This window comes from Paenibacillus sp. sgz302191, assembly GCF_057749925.1.
Window position 1 is genome coordinate 23835 of record NZ_JBYLHY010000027.1, and the last position, 23143, is coordinate 46977.

Annotated in this window: 24 protein-coding genes; 2 read left to right on the plus strand and 22 right to left on the minus strand. The window is 52.0% G+C overall.

The annotated features are described in order from the left end of the window. Positions 1-76: 76 nt before the first annotated feature. Positions 77-946 carry a YitT family protein gene (locus AC3G2T_RS29230; protein ID WP_474681380.1) on the plus strand — a complete coding sequence of 290 codons (870 nt, stop codon included), beginning with the start codon at positions 77-79 and terminating at the stop codon, positions 944-946. 57 nt (positions 947-1003) lie between these two features. Here the strand turns inward: AC3G2T_RS29230 and AC3G2T_RS29235 are convergent, their stop codons facing one another. From AC3G2T_RS29235 to AC3G2T_RS29275, 9 genes are all read right to left on the minus strand, one after another. Beyond that, on the minus strand, positions 1004-1882 hold the full coding sequence (locus AC3G2T_RS29235; RefSeq protein WP_474681381.1) for a sporulation protein YpjB: 879 nt from the start codon (positions 1880-1882) through the stop codon (positions 1004-1006). 55 nt (positions 1883-1937) lie between these two features. Continuing rightward, positions 1938-2606: a DUF1405 domain-containing protein gene (locus tag AC3G2T_RS29240; RefSeq protein WP_474681382.1), complete on the minus strand. Its 669-nt coding sequence runs from the start codon at positions 2604-2606 to the stop codon at positions 1938-1940. A gap of 69 nt (positions 2607-2675) precedes the next feature. Next, positions 2676-3566: a c-type cytochrome gene (locus AC3G2T_RS29245; RefSeq protein WP_474681383.1), complete on the minus strand. Its 891-nt coding sequence runs from the start codon at positions 3564-3566 to the stop codon at positions 2676-2678. 20 nt (positions 3567-3586) lie between these two features. Beyond that, positions 3587-4258 carry a menaquinol-cytochrome c reductase cytochrome b subunit gene (qcrB, locus tag AC3G2T_RS29250; protein ID WP_474681384.1) on the minus strand — a complete coding sequence of 224 codons (672 nt, stop codon included), beginning with the start codon at positions 4256-4258 and terminating at the stop codon, positions 3587-3589. 17 nt (positions 4259-4275) lie between these two features. After that, on the minus strand, positions 4276-4821 hold the full coding sequence (locus AC3G2T_RS29255; RefSeq protein ID WP_474681385.1) for a QcrA and Rieske domain-containing protein: 546 nt from the start codon (positions 4819-4821) through the stop codon (positions 4276-4278). Between the two features lie 269 nt (positions 4822-5090). Continuing rightward, the gene (locus tag AC3G2T_RS29260) at positions 5091-5534 is read right to left on the minus strand and encodes a DUF2487 family protein (protein ID WP_474681386.1); all 444 of its coding nucleotides are present in this window, start codon (positions 5532-5534) and stop codon (positions 5091-5093) included. A gap of 68 nt (positions 5535-5602) precedes the next feature. Beyond that, on the minus strand, positions 5603-6637 hold the full coding sequence (locus AC3G2T_RS29265) for an LCP family protein (RefSeq protein WP_474681387.1): 1035 nt from the start codon (positions 6635-6637) through the stop codon (positions 5603-5605). A gap of 153 nt (positions 6638-6790) precedes the next feature. Further along, positions 6791-6979 carry an IDEAL domain-containing protein gene (locus AC3G2T_RS29270; RefSeq protein WP_474681388.1) on the minus strand — a complete coding sequence of 63 codons (189 nt, stop codon included), beginning with the start codon at positions 6977-6979 and terminating at the stop codon, positions 6791-6793. 177 nt (positions 6980-7156) lie between these two features. Further along, entirely contained in the window at positions 7157-8302 is a 1146-nt protein-coding gene (locus tag AC3G2T_RS29275) for a hypothetical protein (protein WP_474681677.1), read from the minus strand. An 871-nt stretch (positions 8303-9173) separates the two neighbouring features. On the opposite strand from AC3G2T_RS29275, the gene AC3G2T_RS29280 reads away from it, so the two are divergent. Further along, entirely contained in the window at positions 9174-9485 is a 312-nt protein-coding gene (locus AC3G2T_RS29280) for a hypothetical protein (protein ID WP_474681389.1), read from the plus strand. 459 nt (positions 9486-9944) lie between these two features. Here AC3G2T_RS29280 and AC3G2T_RS29285 read toward each other — a convergent pair whose 3' ends face one another. The 13 genes from AC3G2T_RS29285 to aroH all read right to left on the minus strand — a co-directional run bounded on the left by AC3G2T_RS29285 (position 9945) and on the right by aroH (position 23141). Next, positions 9945-10520 (minus strand): histidine phosphatase family protein, encoded by a 576-nt coding sequence (locus AC3G2T_RS29285; RefSeq protein WP_474681390.1) that lies wholly within the window; start codon positions 10518-10520, stop codon positions 9945-9947. Between the two features lie 289 nt (positions 10521-10809). Beyond that, positions 10810-11439 (minus strand): anti-sigma factor family protein, encoded by a 630-nt coding sequence (locus AC3G2T_RS29290; protein WP_474681391.1) that lies wholly within the window; start codon positions 11437-11439, stop codon positions 10810-10812. 7 nt (positions 11440-11446) lie between these two features. Then, positions 11447-12028 (minus strand): RNA polymerase sigma factor, encoded by a 582-nt coding sequence (locus tag AC3G2T_RS29295; protein WP_474681392.1) that lies wholly within the window; start codon positions 12026-12028, stop codon positions 11447-11449. Positions 12029-12502: 474 nt separating this feature from the next. Further along, positions 12503-13387: a polysaccharide deacetylase family protein gene (locus tag AC3G2T_RS29300; protein ID WP_474681393.1), complete on the minus strand. Its 885-nt coding sequence runs from the start codon at positions 13385-13387 to the stop codon at positions 12503-12505. A 126-nt stretch (positions 13388-13513) separates the two neighbouring features. Next, the gene (locus AC3G2T_RS29305) at positions 13514-14602 is read right to left on the minus strand and encodes a prephenate dehydrogenase (protein ID WP_488437768.1); all 1089 of its coding nucleotides are present in this window, start codon (positions 14600-14602) and stop codon (positions 13514-13516) included. Between the two features lie 23 nt (positions 14603-14625). Beyond that, a complete protein-coding gene (gene hisC / locus AC3G2T_RS29310) occupies positions 14626-15726 on the minus strand; it encodes a histidinol-phosphate transaminase (RefSeq protein ID WP_488437769.1) in 1101 nt (366 codons plus the stop codon). A 10-nt stretch (positions 15727-15736) separates the two neighbouring features. Then, complete coding sequence (gene trpA / locus AC3G2T_RS29315; RefSeq protein WP_488437770.1) at positions 15737-16558, minus strand: tryptophan synthase subunit alpha; 822 nt, start codon at positions 16556-16558, stop codon at positions 15737-15739. A 3-nt stretch (positions 16559-16561) separates the two neighbouring features. After that, positions 16562-17758 carry a tryptophan synthase subunit beta gene (trpB, locus tag AC3G2T_RS29320; RefSeq protein ID WP_488437771.1) on the minus strand — a complete coding sequence of 399 codons (1197 nt, stop codon included), beginning with the start codon at positions 17756-17758 and terminating at the stop codon, positions 16562-16564. Then, positions 17755-18453 (minus strand): phosphoribosylanthranilate isomerase, encoded by a 699-nt coding sequence (locus tag AC3G2T_RS29325; protein WP_488437772.1) that lies wholly within the window; start codon positions 18451-18453, stop codon positions 17755-17757. The genes trpB and AC3G2T_RS29325 overlap by 4 nt, the downstream gene beginning before the upstream one ends. Positions 18454-18490: 37 nt before the next feature. Beyond that, complete coding sequence (gene trpC, locus AC3G2T_RS29330) at positions 18491-19276, minus strand: indole-3-glycerol phosphate synthase TrpC (RefSeq protein WP_474681399.1); 786 nt, start codon at positions 19274-19276, stop codon at positions 18491-18493. Then, complete coding sequence (gene trpD, locus AC3G2T_RS29335; RefSeq protein WP_474681400.1) at positions 19266-20306, minus strand: anthranilate phosphoribosyltransferase; 1041 nt, start codon at positions 20304-20306, stop codon at positions 19266-19268. Before trpD ends, trpC begins: the two co-directional genes overlap by 11 nt. A gap of 27 nt (positions 20307-20333) precedes the next feature. Continuing rightward, positions 20334-21881, minus strand: a complete 1548-nt coding sequence (gene trpE, locus AC3G2T_RS29340; protein WP_488437773.1) for an anthranilate synthase component I — start codon at positions 21879-21881, stop codon at positions 20334-20336. An 882-nt stretch (positions 21882-22763) separates the two neighbouring features. Continuing rightward, positions 22764-23141, minus strand: coding sequence for a chorismate mutase (gene aroH / locus AC3G2T_RS29345; protein ID WP_474681402.1), 378 nt, complete (start codon positions 23139-23141; stop codon positions 22764-22766). Positions 23142-23143 lie beyond the last annotated feature (2 nt).

Genomic DNA, 23143 nt, shown 5'->3' on the forward strand with positions numbered 1-23143 from the left:
ACAAATTTTTTTCGTTATCCAAAAAGGTTATAATACTTTTATCCGCTGTTAAATGCTGTCAAATGGAGGTTTCCCGATGTTGAAGGATCTTATCGTCAGCCGATTCACCCAATTTTTCGCCATTATGCTGGGAACCGCGATTTACGCATTCGGTCTTCATTATTTTGTTATTTCCAACGAGCTGATGGAAGGCGGCGTAACGGGCATCTCCCTGCTGTGCAACTATGTGCTGGGCATCCCGCCCTCCGTATCCACACTGCTGATCAATATCCCTTTATTTTATTTAGGCTGGAAAATATTCGGAAGATCTTCGATGGTTTTCACCATTTTCGGCGTCATCTCCTTATCCGTTTTTTTGTGGGTGATGGAGCTGTTGATCCGCCAGCAGTGGATTGTCCCTTTTAAAACGACGCAGGATTATTTCCTCGCCACTTTATATGCCGGCTTGACTTTAGGCGCCGGTCTCGGCCTTGTTTTCCGCTATGGCGGCACAACCGGGGGTTCCGACATCCTCGCCCGCATCGGACATAAAATGCGGGGCTGGAGCGTCGGCCAAATGATTTTGGCGATAGACGTCCTCGTCATCGGCTCCTCCCTGCTTTATTTGCCGAAGGAAAAAGTGCTGTATTCGCTCGTCGCCGTCTTTGTGTCCTCGAAAATGATCGATTACATTTCCGAAGGCGCCTACGCGGCCAAAGCTTTTACGATCATTAGCGAGCATACGGGGCCGCTCGCCCAAGCCATTACGTCGGAGCTCGACCGGGGCGTCACTTTATTTCCCGCCCGCGGCGCCTATTCCGGCAAAGACAAGGAAGTCATTTACTGTGTCGTCTACCGGCACGAAACGCGCAAGCTGCGGGAAATCGTCAAATCGATCGATCCGGCCGCCTTTATTATTATCGGCGATGTGCACGAAGTGCTCGGCGAAGGCTTCAAAACGCCATGAAAAAATCCCGGGGCACCGCTGTGACGGCGGCCCGGGATTTGCTTTTGCATATGTGAGTTACGGCTGCTCGCTTTCCGTCTTTTGCTTGACGGTCACGACGTTCCGTCCGGAGCGAAACATCCTCCATGCGGTATAGGTGAGCACGCTGATGATAATCAGCCCGATTCCAATCGACCAAATAATCGGCTGTTTCGGGTCCGTCAGCGGCAAGTATGCCGCCGCATCCGATTTTCTCATGAACAGCTCGTCAATCGTCCGCTGCAATTGCTCTAATCCCGATTCCGTCTGCTTGACGTTCATCGGCGAGCTGTTCAAGCTGCTGCGGACAAACGTCATCAAGGAATCCAGCTTCTCTACATCAGCCGGGTCCCGGCTGATAAGCAGCGACGGGCGGATGACGGAGATATGCTGCGACAAGCTGGCGAACTTCGAGACGGCCTCCTGCTGCCTGTTGTCCCTTACGGCTTTCTCCAGCACCGACAAATCGTTGCGCAGCAGCTTGTAATATTGAAGCCACATCGGTTGATTTTTATGGGTTAGCGCGTCGGCGGCCAGACGTATTTTGGCCACGGCGACCCGCGCTTCTTCCTGGGAATAATTCACTGCATTATACACGCGCTTCGCCTGTGTAATTGATTCGGTCAACGCGTTCAAGCCTTCGACGGAGGTGATGCCTTCAAAGCGGATTTTTGGAATTTGATCCGACATTTGAATCAGTTTGGTGCGGGCTTCCACCACTTGGCCTTCCATCGTTTTTTTGTACATATCTTCCGCGATTTCGTTCAAAAACTCCATTTTACGGAGCTGCTCGGGGTCTGTTTGGACGGAAGCTTGTCCTTTCCCGCTGCCGGCCGCTCCGCACGCCGAGACAACGCACACTAGCGCCAATGCAAATATCATCAAGACAACCCGCTTCAAACCTGGATAAACAAACATGGGACATTCCCTCCTTCACCACATCATATGGAGGATTGTCCCAAATTAGACCATGCTATGAAGCTGTAATTTTTTTTGTTTTTCGCCGGGCTATGAACCAAATAGCGATGCAGATGCCTATTACGCTTAAACCGATGGTGAACATTTCGATGATCGGCAGATCGTCCCAAAGCTCTCTTGGCAATCTGGGGAACACGCCTCTTTCATAGTCCATAAAATCGTTCGAGAACGCCCATACGGCTACCAGAGCTACCGCAGGAAGCTTATAAACGTACCACCTTGCAAAAAGCAGCGCCTCTACGGCCATCGCGAGGTGCGAAGCTGTCAGCATCCAGCCGTCCCAGCCGACCGGCACACCCTGCCAGGCGCCCGCCCAAATCATCGTCACAGCCCAGACTCCGTATTTGAACGAGGTGATCAATGCAAAAGCTTCGACAAAGCCGCGGCAAGCTGTAAACAGCTTGGAATGCTTGCGGTTCGAGTAACGGTCGATCAGCAAGTAGATGAGCGAGCCTGAAAAAAACAAGCTGGCCGTCGGGCTGTCCGGTACGAAAAATACGTACCAAAGCGGATCCTCCGCTATCGTATCGACCAACTGATTCCAATACCAAATATAACCATATACCGTGCCGAGCGCATTGCAAATTAAAAACAGCCACAACATTTGTTTGCTCAATAAAAAAGACTTGCTCCAAAAGTAAGAAACCGTTAGTCCGTCCTGCAATGAAGCTCCTCCTCACGATGCTCTGATCCAAAAAAACCTGACCGGTTAAATCGGTCAGGTTTTTCATTCTTACTCTGCTTTCTTTTGTCTGGATAACCAGTCGGCCAACTTGTCGATGTCGGCATCTGTCAAGCCTTTTGCGATATTATCCTTGTACTGCGCGCCCATGTTGCCTTTGCCGTTTTTGATAATGCCGAGGATTTCGTCCTTGGAATGCTTGTCGCCTACACCCAGCAGCGCAGGAACTCCGGAAGTCGGCATTCCTTTGAGGCCGGCGCCATGACAAGACAAGCATGTTGCTTTCTTGTAAATTTCGGCTCCCGGGTCGTCCGCGGCCACGATCGCCGGCGCTTTCGTGCTTGCTTTGCCGGCTCCGCCTCCGGTTGCACCTTTGCTTGCTTTCAATTCCTCTTCGCGCTTGATGTGCTCAGGAATCATATTTTTATCCTTAAGCTCCACTTGGTAGTGAGACCAGGAAGTGTAAGTCAGGTACGTACAAGCGATTAAAGATAAGATCATTAAGGAAGAAGCGATCGGTCTTCTGTAAAATCTGCGTTCTTTACCCGTATCGAGGAACGGCGCCAAAAGCAAGCCTCCGAACAACAAGCCGGGAACGACTACAGCCCCGAGTACGACAAACTGATCCGAAGTGTACGGATATTTAAGCAATTGGTACATGAACAGGAAGTACCAGTCAGGCATTGGAATAAACTGTGTATTTTTCGGGTCCGCCGGATAACCGAGAGGTGCCGGATCGGACATGACAAGCGCCAGCATGCCGACCAGTACGACAACGCCGACCATCCATTCCTTTAACAGGAAGTTAGGAATAAACGCTTCCGATTTGCCCGGATAAGCCGAATAATCCCTTGGAATTAAACGCTGCTCCGGTGTTTTTTTAATGACGCGGGAATCCCCTACGTAAACGATTTTTTCGTCAGATTTATGACCATGCGCCACGCTGTTAGCCCTCCTTTCAATTATAGCGGTCCGGAAATGCCTTGTTTGCGAATCATGAAGAAGTGTCCGGCAAGCAAAGCGAGCAGAACGCCTGGCAGGAAGAACACGTGAATGGCAAAGAAACGAGTCAATGTTTCCGCGCCTACGATTTCTCCGCCCTGCAGCAGCGTCTGAATGTATTGTCCAATGAACGGAACGGACGCGGCGATTTTAATACCTACCTGGGTAGCAAAATACGCTTTGTTGTCCCAAGGAAGCAGGTATCCTGTAAAACCGAGACCGAGCATGACGAAGAAAATAAGCATCCCGACAACCCAGTTCATTTCGCGCGGTGCTTTGTAAGAACCGGTAAAGAACACGCGCAGCGTATGTAAGAACATCATAACGATCACAAGGCTGGCTCCCCAGTGGTGCATCCCCCTAACGATGACGCCGAATGCCACTTTATGCTGAAGATAGTCAACGCTTGCGTATGCATTGATAATATCAGGCGTGTAGTACATCGTGAGGAACATGCCTGACAAAATTTGAATGACTGTAATGAAAAACGTCAATCCGCCAAAGCAATAAACGAATGCGGAAAAGTGATGGGCAGGGTTAACGTGTTCGGGAACCTCGTGGTCTGCTACATCCCTCCACATCGGCGTGATATCAAGACGTTCGTCAATCCAGTTGTATACATTTTTAAACATCTGATGGTGACGCCTCCTTATACTCTAGTGTTAGGGTGCAGCGGCCCCAAGTACACGAAGCCGTTTTCAATCTTAACGTCATATTCATCCAACGGCTTTGGCGCTACGGCCAGATTTTTGCCGTCTACCGTATAGTGCGCGCCGTGGCAAGGGCAAAAATATTGATCCTTGTAAGCTGGATTGTCGTTCCAGTTCACCGTACATCCAAGGTGTTTGCAAGTCGGGTTCAAAGCGTAAATTTTGCCGTTGCTGTCTTTCGTAATCCAGGCCGCAAGCTCCGGATCGCTTTCATACCAGCCGTCCACCTGGTGAACTTGGAAAGTAAACGATTTGGGTTCGTTCGTAATTTTGCTCTCTTCCACGACTTTAACCCAATCGGATGCTTTCTTCGGTTGAAGGACTGGATCGACGGCAAACCTCAGCATCGGTACCATAATACCGGCCGCCATGAATCCTCCAGCGCCACCAAGGGTGTAAGAAAGAAACTGCCGGCGGGACATCTCGCGTTTTGTTCCCGCTTTCTTTCCGTGCTGTTCTTCATTGTGATTGTTGTGGTCACTCATTCTCAGGTCTACCCTCCTACATTGGCCGACGCGTCCGTTACACCGGACGTTCAGAAACCTCTATCACGTGTCGTTCGACATTACACTACATAACTAGGACATTTCTAATAATAGCCTACGACCTCTAGGGCGTCAAGAATGCGCGACTTGTTTTCGGACACAGTTTTGTCAGGCTTCAAATAAATTTTAACGAAATTGTCACAACTTCTTGTCCGTGGAGAAACCGTTTACTTCTCTTATCCTGCGCAAATTTATTTCCAATAATACACTCATTCCTGCAAATGATCGCCGCTTTGCCAAAGCTGCTGAACTTGTCTGGCAATGTCCGCCTTCCATTCGCGCTGTTTGCCTGCCCACTCCTTCATATCGACAACGATCAGCAAATCCGTCGGCTCAGGCTTCGCCTGCAGCGCATCCGTATGTATAGTCAGAACGATGACAAAGCGAAAACCGGCGTTTTTGAGCTGGAGGCTCAGTTCACCGATCTGCTTCCCGGCATCTGTTCCCGTCAAATAGTGCAGGGCGGGATAAGTCACCACTCTGCCTGTAAAAGGAATTTCTATGGTTTCCAGCGCATCCCGCAGCTGCTCCAGAGCGATCGTAGCCTGCCAAGGCTCCTCTGAACCGGTCAGCCCGGTGAGCGGCAATAAGCATGTATCCAAATACGGCTTCAGCTCCGGCCACTGTTCTCCCTGGATATCGCTGAATTTCATAAATGATCCCCCCCACATATAATTTGCAAAACAAAAGCTTGCTATGTAAGCAAGCTCTATTAGCTACTTTAATTTGTCTTTTCTTCGCTGTCAATTGAAAGTCCTGCTTGCGTATTGCGAAGCGCTTCGAACGCTCTGGCCATATCCTGCCTGTCGACGACCAGATACGGGCTTTGCCAGTCGCCCTCCAAATGAATGTAATGGATCGTATCCGGTTTCAGCTCCTGATATGAGCCTGTAAGCCGCTTCAGCTCTTCGGCAGGAATATCCGTTTTTACCGAGCCGCCGATAATGTCCAGCAATTTGCTCCATGCCGATATGCCGCTGAACGAAGTCAGCTTGTTTAAGATTTGATCCAGCACCAATTGCTCCCGCTGATTCCGCACCGTATCCGAAGACTCCTCCGTTCCGAGGTTCGACTTCCTATAGCGTACGAAATCCAGCACCTGCTTGCCGTTCAGCAACTGCTCGCCTTTGCTCAGGTTAATGTACGTGCCGTCGCTTTCATCCGAATATTTCATATCCATATCGACGTTGACCTTAAGCCCGCCCACTTGATCGATCAGCTTGCGGAATCCTTCGAAATTGATGATGGCCATATAATCGATCGGCACATGATACATGCCGGAAAACAGCTCTCTCGTTTGCTGCAAAGCTGTGCTGCTGTTTTTGTTGTAAAAATAAGCGTAAAAATAGTTTGCTTTATGCGAGTCATCCAAGCCGGATTCTTCCGGGGTTACTTCCAGGTCCCTCGGTATGGACACGATAGTAGCCTCGCCTGAAGCCGGATTGACGCTGACCAGCATCATGACATCGGTATTGAGCGAACCTTCGCTGCCTTCACGCGCGTCAACCGCAGCCAGCAAAAAGGACAGCGGCTTTTCCTTGAGAGCCGCATTCGACTCATGTGACAGCTGTTCGACCGGAAAGGAATTCGAGTTCCTCTCCGCGGGCTGCGGCGCGGCAATCTGTTCAATCGTTTTATTCACTTTATTATACAAATATGCGGCATAGGCGGAAGCTGCAGCCAGCAAAACGCCGGCGGCAATAATCGTCAACGTTACAACAGTACGCAGCCTGGGATTGGATCGCAAATTTCTCATACATGCACACTCCTCATTACAAGAATCGTCAATAATTTTGACGAGTGCGCACTCCGATTGGTTCTATTTTCATTCATGAAAAAAAAGACATATGAATGGCTGTCACATGTCTTTCTTTGCAAATATGCTAATGGCGGCAGTCAAGAACACGATCTAACCCGGTGATTGTAACGTTTTCAGCTCAGAAGTTAGGGCCAGGAACGTAGCTTGATCGCCTTTGGCTAAAGCACGGTCAATCTCTTTGTAGAGATTTTCCTCTTTATGTTTGCGTATGGCGTCGTCCCAAACCATCTCCGCGAAAAGTGCCAACAGCGCATCATTGGATACATTCATTTTTCCCATAGGACCTACCTCCAAATTATGTCCGCGCATTGTCAGGAACATTCATTGTCCAGAGAGTACGTCGATGATCAAGCAACTTTAAATCTCTCAAAAGTGTATGCTCCTACTTTAAGCATATTCACGCATTCCTTCGCCGTTGCCTGCATCAGCCCTCTATGCCAAGGAATGTGCCTTTACCTAGCGCATGGACGAATCGATCATTTTTTCAAACATCAGGTCGATTTTATCGTCCGCAGCGACAAACGTTCCCTGAATCACGCTGCTTCCCAGCTTCGTAACCTGAAGAATGGGCCTGCGCTGCTCGTCCTCCCCGATTCGAAGCAGCCCCAAATGCATCATCATCTGCAAAATTCTTTGTTCGAAAATCGATTCCGACGTGTCGTAATAAAACGGTTTGATCAGCTTGCAAAGCACTTCGGCAAGCGATGCCGAAGTTACCCATTGCCCGGCCAGACGGTCGATCCACCCCGCAATAACCTGTACGTTCGGAACCGGATTCTTGTAAAGCCGGAGCCAAAACCGGTAAACGTGGGAAAGATTCTCCCTGCGGCCTTCGAGCACCCGCGATTTTCCTCCTTCCGTCAAAGAAAGGCTCTGATGATCCTCCGCAATCAGCTGGTGATAATAGCAGTAGTCGTAAATGAGCGAGAACCGGTTCGGATAATCTTTAAACATTCGCCCATATCCGAATCTCCAGGCGCCTTTGGCAACCATATCTTCCTGAACCGACAGGCAATCCATCATTTGCTGCAGCTGCCTTTTGTACATGGTGCCTTCGACGGTAAGCGGTATTTCCGACTGCCTGTAAACATAGCTTAGGAAATGCAAAATATCGTCTACAATCAGCATCTGTTCGTCGCGGTATACGCCGGGCTCGCCGCTGATCACCAACTGGCGCTTAAAATCGGCAGCCAGTACCTCGGCAAACTTTTTCTTGAGATCTTGAGGGACGTGAAACAAATATTTCGTTTGCAGCGAGTAGCCGTTAAACAGCCACCCTAACTGCTTGAAACGGACGATCATGTCGCGAGGGTTCCAGTCCTCACTTTCATTTTTTTGAAACCGCGACTGTTGGGCTCTGGCGATCAATTCTTCCAGACTGAACGCATTACGTCCGTCAAACAGAAGAGAGTTCAGAAACCGGATGTCCTCCATGCTCAGCTTTTGGACATACTTCTCAAAAATCTCCCTTCTCAGCGCGGCGCTTAGGATCGACTGGATCAACTCGTTTTTGGAATGACCGTTGCACTCGCATTCGTAGGTACGGGCTATTCTGCTCAAATCATGGATATCGGCATAGCTGAGCATGTCCGCCAGATTCATTTCCATCGTATACCCCCCAGTTTGCGAAGCTTGCTGCTCCGTGGTTTCTAGTAACCATTATGGGAATTTTTTCCGAAAATATTCGAAGAACCGATAAGAAATAAAATGAGGGGCTTAAAAAGCGGAGCAAATGAAGGGTTATGGCAAAATAGTTACGACCGGTGGCGGGCGGCGTTCCTGCATGAGCCTGCCGCCAAGCGGAGGCCTCGGACGGACACCTGCGGTGCGATCTTGCACGATGCTTGGCGATGATTTCCGGCGCTGCTGTTAAAGCCTCTGCGGCTTGCCTTCGCTCAAACAGCGCCGATGGGGAGGCCAGGCCTCCCACTGGCGGGCTGGTTGCGGCTGCCGCTGTCACCATCCGGTGAAGGTCCAAAGTGCACCAGACGGCCTGTGGCAGTCTCCTCCATCGAAAAAGCCTGCACTGATCAACATGGACGCATGTGGTCGACCATACGATCGACCGCCGTCATGCAGCGCCACACCGGACGCCGGGATCTGCTTGCGGTGAAAAAGACCGCAGCCGTTCATGAAGCGGCTTGACTAGGGGAAAAGCCTGCGATTGTCAGTGATTGCCGGGCTTTTCGCAGGAAAGGTCCGTTTTGCTAAAAAGCCTGCGATTGTCCAGAAATTCCCCATCAAAATGAGACTCAGCTCAAGTTCGAGCTTACAAAACTGCACATTTGCAGGCTGCTGAGAAAACGTACATACACTAAAGAAACGCATCTCTATTAACGCGTAGAAAACCTCCGAAAGTTATATTGTTGATTGGAGTGACAGGTTAGATGAACCACAAGGGGCGCGAGCAGCTCTTCCCTAACCTCTACGCCTCTCCTTGTACTGGTTGCTGTGCTGAAAGGGGCGGGGGCAAGTGGGCAAGTGGCTCGGCAGGAGAAAACCTGCGAAAGTGCAGGTTTTTTCGCAAAAATGGTTCATTTCGGTGAAAAGCCTGCAATTGTGCAGGAATTTTCACCGAAATGAACCTGAGCTTATGTTCGCGGCAAAAAGCCTGCACAATTGCAGGAATATTTTCGTGGCCAGTGCACCCATCGAGAAAAAACTGCACTTTTGCAGGTTTTCTTCGCACAAACAGGCGGAATGTGCTGCCGGCTCTGGCGTACGGGTTTCTGGGTGGCCTGACATTTCCAGGAATGTTTCGTTGCAGCTGTATCTACTGGCATAAAGCCGCACTTTATACGAAAATAATGCACTGGTTTCCAACTGATTCGCTTTTAAAGCTTGAAGTTGAGTTGTAGCAGCAGACCTGATGTGGTCGACCGACCGCCACCATGAAGCGCAAAACTGCAACGTCGGGAGCTGCGCGCGGTGCGAAAATCTGTGGGGCGACATCCACTTGGCGGCGTCATGGGAATCTTTACAGATTCCCTCCCCACGCCCTCAAGTGGATGTAAAAGCTCTGGCTGGCGACTATTTCGCCAGGCTCAGTCCAGGCCGCGCCTCCGGGGCAGGGCCGTACAATAAAGGGCAGCCTCCCAAGCTGCCCAAAAAACAAAAAAACACCGCTCCGTAACAGAGCGATGCTTCCAATGCGGCGTGCGCGTTACACGGTCGGTTCCCGTCCGCCCGTCGTCACGCTCCACTTCCGCTAAAGGCACTTCCGCCAGCCCCCACGCTGCCGTTATCACGAAGAAACCAAGTGAGCCTGGCAGTTGTAAAGCAGCAGCTCCCATGAAGAATCTTTCCTTTGCAGAACCGTCAAGGAAGTGTTGTTCAAAAACTCATCGCGCTCCATGCGGAGCCCGCGCAGTACCTGAACGATGAATCCGCCGTGCGAGATGATCAATATTTTGCCTTCAGGCTCCGCCGCCGTCAGTTCCTCTATAAAATGAACCCACCGCTCCCAAACCTGAGCGTCGGTTTCGCCGCCCAAATCAAGCTTCTTCCAGTCGGCTCCCCAGCGCTCCTGGCGTTCTTCGAGCGTCGTCCCCTCCGCCAGGCCGAAACTGCGCTCCCGAAGCCTTGCGTCTGTACGGAGCAGCGGAATTCCCGACAACTCCGAGACGATCCTTGCCGTCTCGCTCGCTCTGCGCAAATCGCTGCAGACGATGCCGGACCAGTCTTCTTTGGCCAGGCGTCTTCCCAGCAGTTCAGCTTGCTTAATCCCCTCTTCCGTCAACTCCGTGTCCAGTTGTCCCTGAAGCTTGCCAAGCCGGTTCCATTCCGTGCTGCCGTGTCTAATAAGTCCAATCGTTGTCATAGTTGCCCTCCAATGAGATAAACCTCTACCCGAGGAGTCTGTCCGACGGAGTTACTTTTGTGCATACACACTGAATATTGACTGCATATACTGCCGCTCACGCTGCATCAACACCATCATTTTGCATAAATATACCTTCTGCGTGGTTCATCGGACAGGCTCCTGGGTCATTCGAAAATAAGCGACCGCGCCCTTAGGCAGCTTTTTTCGCCAATTACAAACAATCCGAGATGATAGAAAAATGCTCCTCCACGGAGCATTTTGCATTCGTTAATTATTGTTCGCCGGCTTAAGCTTTCGTCCGCGAAAGCCAGTTCATAACCAGCATGGTGCTGATTAATCCAAGTATGGATACTACAAGCAAATAATGCGGATAAGAGTGGATCGGTCCGACATGAAAAGTTAACGGCTCCATGAAGCTCGGATTCAAGCTGGCGACCGCGTCCACCATCTTGTGCCCGTTCATCGACTCCGAAGAATCGCTCTTCAAAGCTTGCGGGGCCTGCAAATCAAACAAGGAATTGTCGGCAGCCGCCACCGTCGATCCCGAAGTGCCATTATAAACGATGGCAAATAAAAAGCTGAACATGAACAAAGCCAAACAAAAAGCGATGACAGCCGTGAGGTTTCGCCTGAGCTTGTATGAAATGGCGTACATACGCTCAGGAATCGGGATGCGCCACGATTCGTCCTGATAAATTCGGCTCATCACCTTATCCGAAACGATCGGTTCGTATTCAGGCAATTCCTCGGCCAGCGCCGTAGTCCGAATCAGCATCGTGCTCTCTTCCCAGATTTGAAATTCCTCCGCGCAATTAGGACAAGAGACGATATGTTTATCTACCGCTGCGCGTCTCAGGTCATCATTCGGCAAATCCCAATAGACTCCAAATAACTCCTGAATGTCATTACACTTCATCGTTGCTTCATCCCTTCGACTCTTCAAATATCGGTTCGCTGAAATAAGGCTCCAGCTGCAGTTTGACGGAAGCTCTCGCCCGAAACAGTAAAGATTTGACCGAACTGACGGTCTGGCCCAAAATATTCGCGATCTCCTGGTAATCCATCTGATCGTATTCGCGCAAAATCAACGCCGATCTCTGTTTCTCCGGCAAGCTGTTGATGGCTTCGCGCACCATGACCACTTTTTCGTTGCGCAGCATGGTTTGCTCCGGCAGGGATTCGTAGGAAGCAAGAGGCGTATGCCCGCTTTGCTCCAATGAGACTTGCACGCTTTTATTTTTACGAAGTTCGCTCAGCACGGTATTGCGGGCAATCGTATACAGCCACGTAGAAAAAGAGGCTTCCACCTCGCGGAACGAATGCAAACTTCGGTACGCTTTATAAAACGTCTCATTGCACAAGTCTTCGGCGATTGCCTCCATCTGTGTACTTTTGAGCATATGGTATATGAATGCAAGGATTTTACGCTCGTAACGACGCATCAGTTCGTTGTAAAGCTGAACATTTCCATCCTTGATTTCTCTGATCAACTGGGAATCGGTCATTACGCGGCGATCCTCCTCGCGATTCCGGGTAGCACTCCCAACTGCTCATACATTGTTGTACTGCACAGAGAGTGAAAAGTTGCGCGACGGCAACGATTTTTTTTAGAGCCATCATTTTTAGAAGCGAAAATAGAGGCAGTCTAATATCATTCTTGATCGATGGCAAAAATCCTGCTTATTTCGACAAAAATTTGTAAGCCATGTTAAAAAAGCGTGTCTGCCGCATGCGCAGCAACCCGTCTTTTCAATTGTATAATAAAATTCAGATAAATATGGTATTTAAAGCAAAAAAAAACCGCCGAATCGGCGGTTGCACTTATTGGTGCGATTATCGGATAGGAGTGGAGAGAAACCATACTGTACTTTTATTATATGTATCCGTTTTCAATTTGTCAACAGTTTTTTGAAAACGGATACAAGCAATGTGAAAAAAATATGAATCGGACCGTGTACCGGCCCGACTCACGAATGAAATCAATCTATTTTTTGCGGAACAGCCCTGCCTCCTCCCCGCAGCGATTGCTGAATCAGATTGTTGACGGAGTTCCCTCTTACGAAAGGACTTCCGGCATTAATGCGGGGAAGCTGCATCGGATCCGTCTTTCTCGTTACAATTCCGCTAGCCGTGGTGAAACCGTATTTCATACCGGCTTGTTTTAATAAACCGACGACTTTTTCGTTATAGCTGCCAAAAGGATACGCATAAGCGTCTATCGCTTCGCCGTTCAAAGGCTCCAGCTTGCTGATCGAAGTCTTCGTATCGTTCGTTACGCGCAGCTCGTAATCCTGATCCGTCTCGAATGCATCCTTTAATCTCATTTTGTAGGACAGAAGCGGCTTTCCGTCCTTCATATCATGGAGCCGGTCGGAATGGCATTGGAATTCGATGTTCGGGTCTTCCTTTTCTATTTCCGCAATCTCCTCCCTGGACAAGGAAGGTATCGCGCTGGCTTGCGGGGCGTCCAGATCTTTCGTAATGACAAAATTCACTGCCGGGATTTGCAGCTTTTTGAGCACCGGATAAGCATTCGTATAAAAGCTCTCGTAGCCGTCGTCAAATGTGACCAGTACGGCATTGTCGGGAATCGCTGCGCCAGCGGACATAAAACCGCGAAACTGCTGCAAAGAAATAAAATTGTAACCGTGCCTGAGCAAATTTTTCAGCTGTCTTTGGAACAGCTTCGACGAAATGGTAACCGGTCCGGAAGTCTGATCGTCGATATGATGATAGACAAGTACGGCCACCTGGGAGCTGTAGCGGATCCCGTCGACTTCACCGGAAGTAACCGGCGCAAAGTTCAAGCAAAGAGTGAGGATAAGAATGAATGCAAGCACACTTTTATTGCGAATTCCTGACATGTTCCCGGCTCCCTGTAACGTTAGTAAATGGTCATCACAAATACTAATAATATCATATTTGATCAAAAAAATAACCTGATGCTTCTGTCTCATCTATCGACAAAACCATCAGGCCGTATGGAACGGCTATACGTGGACCGCGTATTCTTTGCCCAGCGCGGCAGCCGCCCGGTCCGCATCTTCCTGGTTGCGGAAAGAAAGCCGCAAAATTCCGGGCACATCTTCTCTGCTTTCAATGACTTGAATATTGCTGAGATTGATCGCTTCGTTGCCAAGCAGCGTCGTAATTTGAGCGATAATTCCGGGATGATCGGGAACGTCCACATAAATGTCGAACAATGACGTTATCATGCCTTTTCTGCGCTCCGGCAGCTGGTTGCGAAACTCTCCGGCGATGCGGAACTGCTCGGCGATTCCTTCGCCGTCGCCGTGCTGCAGCAAATCGATGAACCTGCCGATTTCCAAATTCCAGTCCTTCAGCAGGCGCAGCAGCACTTCCCGGTTGCCCACGAGAATGTCGCGCCATATCGTCGGCTCGCTGGATGCGATCCGGGTAATATCGCGAAACCCGCCCGCGGCCAGGTTCTGGTACAACGAATTAGTCGAGTTGTAGCCCCGGACCTGATTCACCAGAGCTACGGCAATGATGTGAGGCAGATGGCTGATCGCTCCTACAATATCGTCGTGCTCGCGGGCATCCACCTGAACAATTTGCGCCAGCGTCGGTTTCAGCAAGCTGGCCAAGCGATCCACAGCCTCCTGGGGAGTTCCTTCGGCCGGCGTCAACACGTAAAAAGCATTCTCAAACAAGTGGGAAGAGGCCGCTTCCACACCGTGTCTCTCGGAACCCGCCATCGGGTGGCCGCCGATAAAATAGGCGCCTCCCAAATCCAAAGCGGCTGCGCATTCCGTAACAGAAGCTTTGGTGCTGCCGACATCCGTAATGATGCAGCCCTGCTTCAAAGGCAGCTTGACCAACTGCCGCAAATAATCTTCCAGCAGTCCGACCGGAACGCAAAGGAAAATATAGTCGGCGTCCTGAGCCGCCTCCTCCATGGAAGTCGTCGCGTCATCCACAACGCCGCGTTTCAACAGCTTTTCCACAGACTTCGGGTTCGGCGAATGTCCTACGACGGTAAAACTTGGCTTTCCTTTGTAGCATAAGGCCAGCGAACCGCCGATCAGCCCTACGCCGAATATCGCAATTTTCGTCATGAAATCAACCTTTAACCATGAAATTAGGCTTGCACAGCTGTCTCGGCAAGTACTTGCGTTAATGCTGCAATAAATTTTTCGTTTTGTTCGCTGCTGCCGATCGTCACGCGCAGGGAAGTCGGGAAACCGAGCTGGTGGCCGCCGCGGACAATGATTCCCCGCCGCAAAAGCCCCTCGAATACAGCGGCAGCCGGGCGCCCTACGTCAACCATAACAAAATTGCCGTGAGCCGGGAAGGCTGTCAAACCCAATTTGGCGAATTCCCCGGTCAGGTAGTTCAAGCCGGCCGTGTTCGCCTCGCGGCAGCGGGCGATGAACTCGTCGTCCTGAATCGAAGCAATCGCCGCCGCTTGCGCGAAACGGGTCGTGTTGAACGGCTCGCGAACCTGATTGATCGTACGAATGACAGCGGCGTCACCTACGCCGTAACCGATACGCAGGGAAGCAAGTCCGTAAATTTTGGAAAACGTGCGCAGCGCAATAACGTTAGGGTACTGCTTGATCAGCTCGATGCTGTCCGGATATTCATCGGTCGTATTGTACTCGCAGTAGGCTTCGTCCAGTACAACGAGCACATGAGCCGGAACTTTGGCCAGAAACGCCTTGATTTCGGCTTCGGTGTTCATCGTGCCTGTCGGATTGTTCGGATTGCAAATCCAGACGATTTTGGTGCGATCCGTAATTTTGTCCAGCATGGCGTCCAGATCGTGCGTTCCTTCTTTCAAAGGAACCTCAATGCATACCGCACCCTCGATCTCGCAGTTATGCTTATATTGCGGGAACGTGTGCGAAGCCATGACCGTTTCATCGCCCTGCACCAAATAAGCTCTGGCCAGCATCAGAATCACTTCGTCCGAGCCTGCTCCAAAAATGATTTGATTCGTTTCTACGCCCAAATACTTGGCCACGGCCGCAGTCAGTTGCACAGCGCCGCCGTCGGGGTACAAGCTGATATTGGAAAGCTCGGCTTCGATGGCCGCTCTCGCTTTCGGGGAGCTTCCGAACGGGTTCTCGTTGGAAGCAAGCTTGATGACTTCCGTGAGCCCCAGTTCCCGTTTCACTTCCTCAATAGGCTTGCCCGGCTGATACACCGGTAAATGGACGATCGTTTGTTTCGGCTTCACCTGAGTCACCTCATCCAGAAATATTCGAACCTTTTAATTGTGACACAAAATTATGAATTTGCAAGAGTCCTTCCGGATGAGCGGCATCGGCTTGCAGATGCGGCAGCGCGTCCTCAATCTTACGGACGATCGCGCTTCCTACGACGACGCCGTCGCATTGTGTTTCAAAACGCTGTACCTGCTCGCGGCTGGATATGCCGAAGCCGACAACGATCGGCACTTGAGCGGCTTCCCTCACTGTAGCGAGAAACTCGTCGATGCCGCCAAAAAATTCGGAACGGACGCCCGTAACGCCGAGCGAGGATACGCAGTAGACGAACCCTTTGGCGTTCGCGGCAATCCGCTTTACCCGTTCATTCGATGTCGGGGCGACGAGCGGGATCAAATGGATGCCGAAGCTCTCTGCAATCGCTCTCGTCTCGCCGTCTTCTTCCAGAGGCAGATCAGGTATAATGATGCCGCTTATGTCTTGATCCCGCATCAGCTTGAAAATTTTTTCAAGCCCGATTTGCAGAACCGGATTGTAATAAGTAAATAAAATAAATGGCAGTTTGGAGCCTCTGCTTCGCGCCCGGCCGGCGGTATCGATCACATCGAAGATCGTGATGCGGCGCTGCAGCGCCCGTTCGGACGAACGCTGAATGACAGGCCCGTCTGCAAGCGGGTCGGAATACGGCACCCCGAGCTCGATCAGATCGGCGCCCGCCCGCTCCATCTCAAGAATGAGCTCCACAGACGCCTCCAGGGACGGGTCTCCGATCGTTAAGAAAGGAATCAATGCGGTTTCCCCGCGCTCCTTCAACTCGGCAAATCGTTGATCTATACGGTTCATCGCTTATTCTCTCCCTACCCCAAGATAGCCCATAATCGCTTCCACGTCTTTGTCTCCGCGTCCGGACAAGCTCACGACGATAATTTGATCTTTGCTCATGGCAGGCGCCGTCTTGACCACTTGTGCAATCGCATGCGCGCTTTCCAGAGCAGGGATAATGCCTTCGGTGCGGCTGAGCAGTTGGAGCGCGTCAAGCGCCTCCTGGTCCGTAATCGGGAAATACCTGGCGCGCTCGATATCTTTCAAATACGCGTGCTCCGGTCCGATGCCCGGGTAGTCAAGCCCTGCCGAGATCGAATGAGCAGGCTGCACCTGGCCGAATTCATCCTGCAGCAAGTAGCTCATCGAGCCCTGGAATACCCCCGGCGTTCCCATCGTCATCGTAGCGGCATGCTCGTCCGTATCGACGCCGCGTCCGGCTGCTTCCACGCCGATCAGCTTGACGCTCGCGTCGCCGACAAACGGATAAAAGATGCCCATCGCGTTGCTGCCTCCGCCCACACAGGCGATTACCGCATCGGGCAAGCGGCCTTCCGTTTCCAAAATCTGCTCGCGCGACTCGTCGCCGATAACCCGCTGGAAGTCGCGGACCATCATCGGGTAAGGATGCGGACCGGTTACGGAACCGAGGATATAGTACGTATCCTGCACGTTGCTGACCCAGTAGCGCAGCGTTTCGTTACATGCGTCTTTCAGCGTTCTCGTGCCGGAAGTGACCGGAATCACTTCGGAGCCGAGCAGCTTCATCCGGAATACGTTGAGCTGCTGGCGCTTCGTATCCTCCTCGCCCATGAACACTTTGCATTCAAGGCCGAGCAGCGCGGCTACCGTAGCCGAGGCCACGCCGTGCTGGCCTGCGCCCGTCTCTGCGATGACCTTCTTTTTCCCCATCCGCTTGGCGAGGACGGCTTGTCCGATCGTATTATTGATTTTATGCGCCCCTGTATGGTTCAGGTCTTCGCGCTTCAAGTAAATTTTGGCGCCGCCCAGCTTCTCCGTCAGCCTTTCCGCATAATAAAGCGGAGTCGGCCTGCCCGAATACTGCTTTTGCAAATAGCGGACTTCCTCTATGAATTCAGGATCGTCTTTATATCGATTGTAGGCTTCTTCCAGCTCGATGAGCGCATTCATCAGCGTCTCCGGCACATAACGGCCTCCGAACTTACCAAACCTGCCTTGAGCATCAGGTACTTGCGTCACTTACGGGTCACCCTTTCCACAAATGCTGTTATTTTGGATACGTCTTTCACGCCGTCCGTCTCGACGCCGCTGGACACATCGACGCCGTCTGGCGCGTACTCGCGAACGAGCAGTTCGACATTGTCAGGCTGCAGTCCGCCGGCAACGAGCAGCTTGATTCCGGCCTGGCGGGCCCATTCCTGGTATACAGGTATGCAGTCCCAGGCAAACGTCTTGCCTGAGCCGCCTCCATACACCGGATCAAACGTGTCGAGCAGGATGGCATCGACCGAATCCCGATAAGGATCGAGCTGCGCTGCAACAGCTTCGAAAGCAGGCGCAGCATCGGCCGACTTGGAAATCGGCACCGATTTAAATACAAGCACGCCAAAATGCTGCCGAACCCGACTGCAAAATTCCGGCGTTTCCTGTCCGTGCAATTGAACGACATCTAGCGGAGCCGCCGCCAGCGTCCGTTCCAGCTCCGCTTCCCCGGGATTGACAAAAACCCCGACGGCAAGCGGCGTCCTGGCACCGCGGTCAGCCTCCGATCGTAAAAAAGCAATCAGTTCGCCCGCCTGTTCGGGGGTAACCTGACGCTTGCTTGGCGCAAAAACAAAACCGATATGGTCTATCGGCAAATGTACGATTGATTTTAACACTTCAACGCTTTGAAGTCCACAAATTTTTACGGTTGGAGCTGCCTGTACAGCCATCTTATCCGCCTCTTTCCGTTACAGCTTCGTTATGGCGTCAAACCGCGCCCATCAAATCATGAACCGCCTGCTCCACGACAGGCTGGCGCATAAAATGCTCGCCGATCAGTACCGCATGGGACCCGATCTGCTGCAAGTAAGCCATGTCCTGCACAGAAGAAATGCCGCTTTCGCTGACGACCGTTTTGCCGGCCGGAATGTGGCGGATCAGCTCTTCCGTCGTCCGCAAATCCGTCACGAACGTTTTCAGATTGCGGTTGTTGATGCCGATCAGCTGCGTATCCAGCTCCAGAGCGCGTTCCAGTTCCTCGCGGTCGTGCACCTCCACAAGGGCATCCAGGCCAAGATCGCCTGCAAGTGCCAAAAACCGCTTCATTTGCTCCGTAGTCAATATCGCTGCGATCAGCAAAATGGCGTCCGCACCGATCAGACGGGCTTCATAAATCTGCTTTTCGTCGATCGTAAAATCTTTCCGCAGCAGCGGGATGCCCACCGCCTTGCGCACTGCGCTCAAGTAATCGTTACTGCCTTGAAAGTACTGGACATCGGTCAGAACGGATATGCAGTCCGCTCCGGCCCGCTCGTACGCCTGCGCCAGCGCCACAGGCTCAAAATCGGGGCGTATCAAGCCTTTGGACGGCGATGCTTTCTTCACTTCCGCGATCAGCCCCATCGGGCGGTTTTTGCGCTCCGTGAGCGCCTTTTCGAATCCGAGGCACGGAGGCAGCTCGGCGATTTTTTTCTCCGCATCCCGCACGGAAAAGCTGTCCTTCATCGCTTCCACTTCCGCTTGCTTGGTGACTACGATTTTATCAAGAAACATGGCTCAATTCTCCCGTAAATTGAATGTATTCGTTCAGCTTTTGCTCCGCTTTGCCCGCGTCGATAATGTCGGCCGCAAGCTTGACCCCTTGCTGCAAAGTTCCGCAATGGCCCGTTACATAAAAGCATGCTGCGGCATTCGCCAGCACGATATCGCGGTGAGCGCCTTTGTCACCGGCGAAAATATGACGGATAATTTCCGCATTCATCTGCGCGTCGCCGCCCGCCACATCTTTGATGCTGTGGGCTTTCAGCCCAAGTTCGTCCGGCGTGACCATGTAAGTTGAAACCGTGTCGACCTTCAGCTCGGTCACTTTGGTCGGCGCCGAGATGCTGATTTCGTCCAAGCCGTCTTCGCTGGCAAGCACCAGCGCCCGTTTGAGGCCCAGGTTTTGCAGCGCATGCGCGACCAGCTCCGTTTTGGAACGGTCGAACACGCCCAGTACCTGGCGGTCGGCGCAGGCCGGGTTCGTCAGCGGCCCGAGCAGGTTGAACACGGTGCGGATGCCCAGCTCTCTGCGGGGCGCCGCTACGTGCTTCATCGATTGATGGTACGCCTGGGCGAACATGAAGCAGATGCCGGTCTCGTTCAAACAGCGGGCCGCCTGCTCGCCGTTGATCGTAATGTTGACGCCGAGCGCTTCAAGCACGTCGGCGCTGCCGCTTTTGCTCGACATCGCGCGGTTGCCGTGCTTTGCGACGCGGATGCCGCCGGCCGCCGCCACGAATGCAGCCGCCGTTGAAATGTTGAACGTATCCGCTCCGTCGCCGCCGGTTCCGCACGTATCCAGCAAGTTCGCCTGGGCTACGCGAACCTGCGTCGCCTTGCTGCGCATCGTCTCGGCAAAGCCGGTAATTTCATCCAGCGTCTCGCCTTTGATTCTCAGTGCCGTAAGCAGGCTGCCGATCTGGGCTTGCGTCGCCGCACCTTCCATAATTTCCGCCATGACAGTGCGCGCCTCAGCGCGATTCAGATGCCCGCCGCTCACAACTTTGGCAATTGCCGCCTGTACCGAAATATGCCCGTTCATACGCGTCCTCCTTCTCCCGATTCCCGCTTAGGAATTTACATAGTAATCTTTATTAATGTCGCTTACCGGTTTCGGCGCCGGGCTGAACATCGCCTCAGCCATGCGAATCGACTTCAAAAGCGCCTTCGCTTTGTTGACGGTCTCCTGGTACTCGCTCTCCGGCACGGAATCCCAGACGATGCCCGCTCCCGCCTGCACGTAAGCTTTGCCGTGTTTGAAAATGATCGTCCGGATCGTAATGCACGTATCCAGATTGCCGGAAAAGCCGAGATAGCCGATCGCTCCGGCATAAGCGCCGCGCGCTTCGGGCTCAAGCTCAGCGATGATTTCCATCGCTCTCAGCTTGGGCGCACCGGATACGGTCCCCGCCGGCAAGCAGGACAAGAAGGCGTCGAAGAAATCTTTATTTGGCGCGAGCTTACCGGATACGTTGGAGACGATATGCATCACATGCGAGTATCGCTCGATATCCATGAACGTATCGCATTTGACCGAGCCGAACTCCGACACGCGGCCGATATCGTTGCGTCCGAGATCGACGAGCATCAAATGCTCGGCGCATTCTTTCTCGTCGGCGAGCAGCTCCCGTTCGAGCGCCAGATCCTCCTCCGGCGTCTTCCCTCTCGGCCTGGTGCCGGCAATCGGCCGCGTCTCGACTTTCTCCTCCTCGACGCGGACGAGAAGCTCCGGCGAAGTGCCGACTACGACTTCGTCGTCCATTTTCAGCACATACATGTACGGGGACGGGTTCATCGTGCGCAGCACGCGGTACACCTGAAGCGGCGAAACCGCCGTTTCGATTTCAAACCGCTGGGACAGCACGACTTGGAAAATATCGCCGGCGCGAATATATTCCTTCGCTTTTTCCACATTGGCGATAAACTTCTCCTTCGTAATGTTGGAACGGATCTCGCCGAGTTCGGGCTCAGCGGCAATCGGATTGTGCGTCATCGTGTCCACGCTGAGAGGACGTTTGATTTTGTCGATCGTCACGTCGATCTTCGCGCAAGTTTCGTGGTAAGCTCTGACGATATCTTCTTCCGTGGCAAACTGCGCCACATGCACGTTCGCAATGACTTTGATCTGCTGCTTGAAGTGGTCGAATACGACTACCTGGTCGCAGAACATGAACTGGATGTCGTTCATTTGCAAATCGTCGATCCGGTGGGCCGGCAGGTTCTCGTAATATTGCAGCAGATCGTAGCCGAAAAATCCGACGGCGCCGCCCGTAAAACGCGGCAGATCGGGAAGCTGCGGGCTTGAAAAAGAGCGCAGATAAGCTTTGAGCACATCGATCGGCTTATCCGCCGTCACCTTCGTCTCCACCGCCGTCTGCACTTCCGTTTGGCCATGCTTCGCCCGGATCATCAAAAACGGATCGCTGCCGATAAACGAATATCTCGCCCATTTTACGCCGCCCTCCACACTTTCCAGCAGAAAAGCGCGCGGTTCCGAGTACAGATGCTGAAAGACGCGAATCGGCGTTTCCGTATCGGCCAGCAAATTGCGGACTACGGGTATCAGATTATAATCCTTTGCCAGACGTATGACTTCTTGAATTTCCGGTGTGTACATGGTTTGGCATCCCCTTTCAATAAATCCCTGTTAAAATTCAGACTGCCCGAGAAACTCGATCGCGCGCGCCGCCCGCACTTTCGCACCGCTCCCGGCATGCGGTATTGCGCTTCATGACGGCGGTCGGTCGACCGCATGATCTGCCTGGCAACGCGGGAAAGCCTGCAAAAGCAAGACTACCGTAGAATTTCCTCGCTAAAGCTATCACATCTACCGGCGTATGCAGAAAACCTGCAAAAGTGCAGCTTTTTGTCCGCAGATCCGCTTGCCTCGAAATATTCCTGCAAAACTGCAGGTTTTTCCCCCTAAACTCGCACCTTGAGCCGCAATGACCGAAAATTCCTGCACAATTGCAGGTTTTTCGCCAAAACAAGCTGCTTTTATGGAAAAAGCCTGCACTTTCGCAGGTTTTGCCAGGGGGCCGGGCCGGGCGCAAGGTACCAGGCCGTCTACGAAACGGCCCTGACAGCGTGGCGAGACTTTCTCAACATTCTGAAAAGTTTCCCATCCTGTACAGCGAGTTGTTCGAAGCCAGTTTCGGCGCGGCAATGCTAATTGCGATCAGCCGATCCTCACTTTCAAAGCCGGCGGGGGGCGCCTGCTCCAGTCGTTGAAGCAACAGGCAAGCTCCCCAGGAACGGAGTCAAATAAAAAAACCTCTACCGAAGTAGAGGTGATCATGTTATAAGCAGAAAGGCAGCATGAATTGAATCAAAGAAAACAAGATTGCACCGGACGGGCAGACAATTCCCGCATCAAAAAAATCCGTATCCGGACTCCGGGTTCCACTTTGCATTCTCCACTCAACTTCGCTCAGCTCTACTATAACTATACTCGGCTCTACTCGCTACTTACTCAACTACAACCAATATACTACCACTTTTATTGGTTTGTCAATTTTACAATATCAGGACGAAGCGCTTGCGCCTCTTTCAAATAGACGTGGTTCATTTCGGACTGACTTTTAGTCGTATTCACCTGCACCATGAAGCGGATGCATCTGGGCAAGCTGTTTTCCACAGGAATTTCCAACGAGCACATGAGGGGAACGAGATCCCATCCTGCCATCGAACGAATGGCGCGCGCCGGAAAAGTCGCTGTAAGATCCTGCGTAACCGTAATGAATACGGAGCAAATCTCATCCGGTCTAAAATCGTTAGCTTCTATAATGGCATGAAGCAGCTCCGATGTTGCCGCTAAAATCTCTTGTTCTTCGTTGTGCTCCACTGTCGTCGCACCGCGAATTCCCCTGACGAACATAG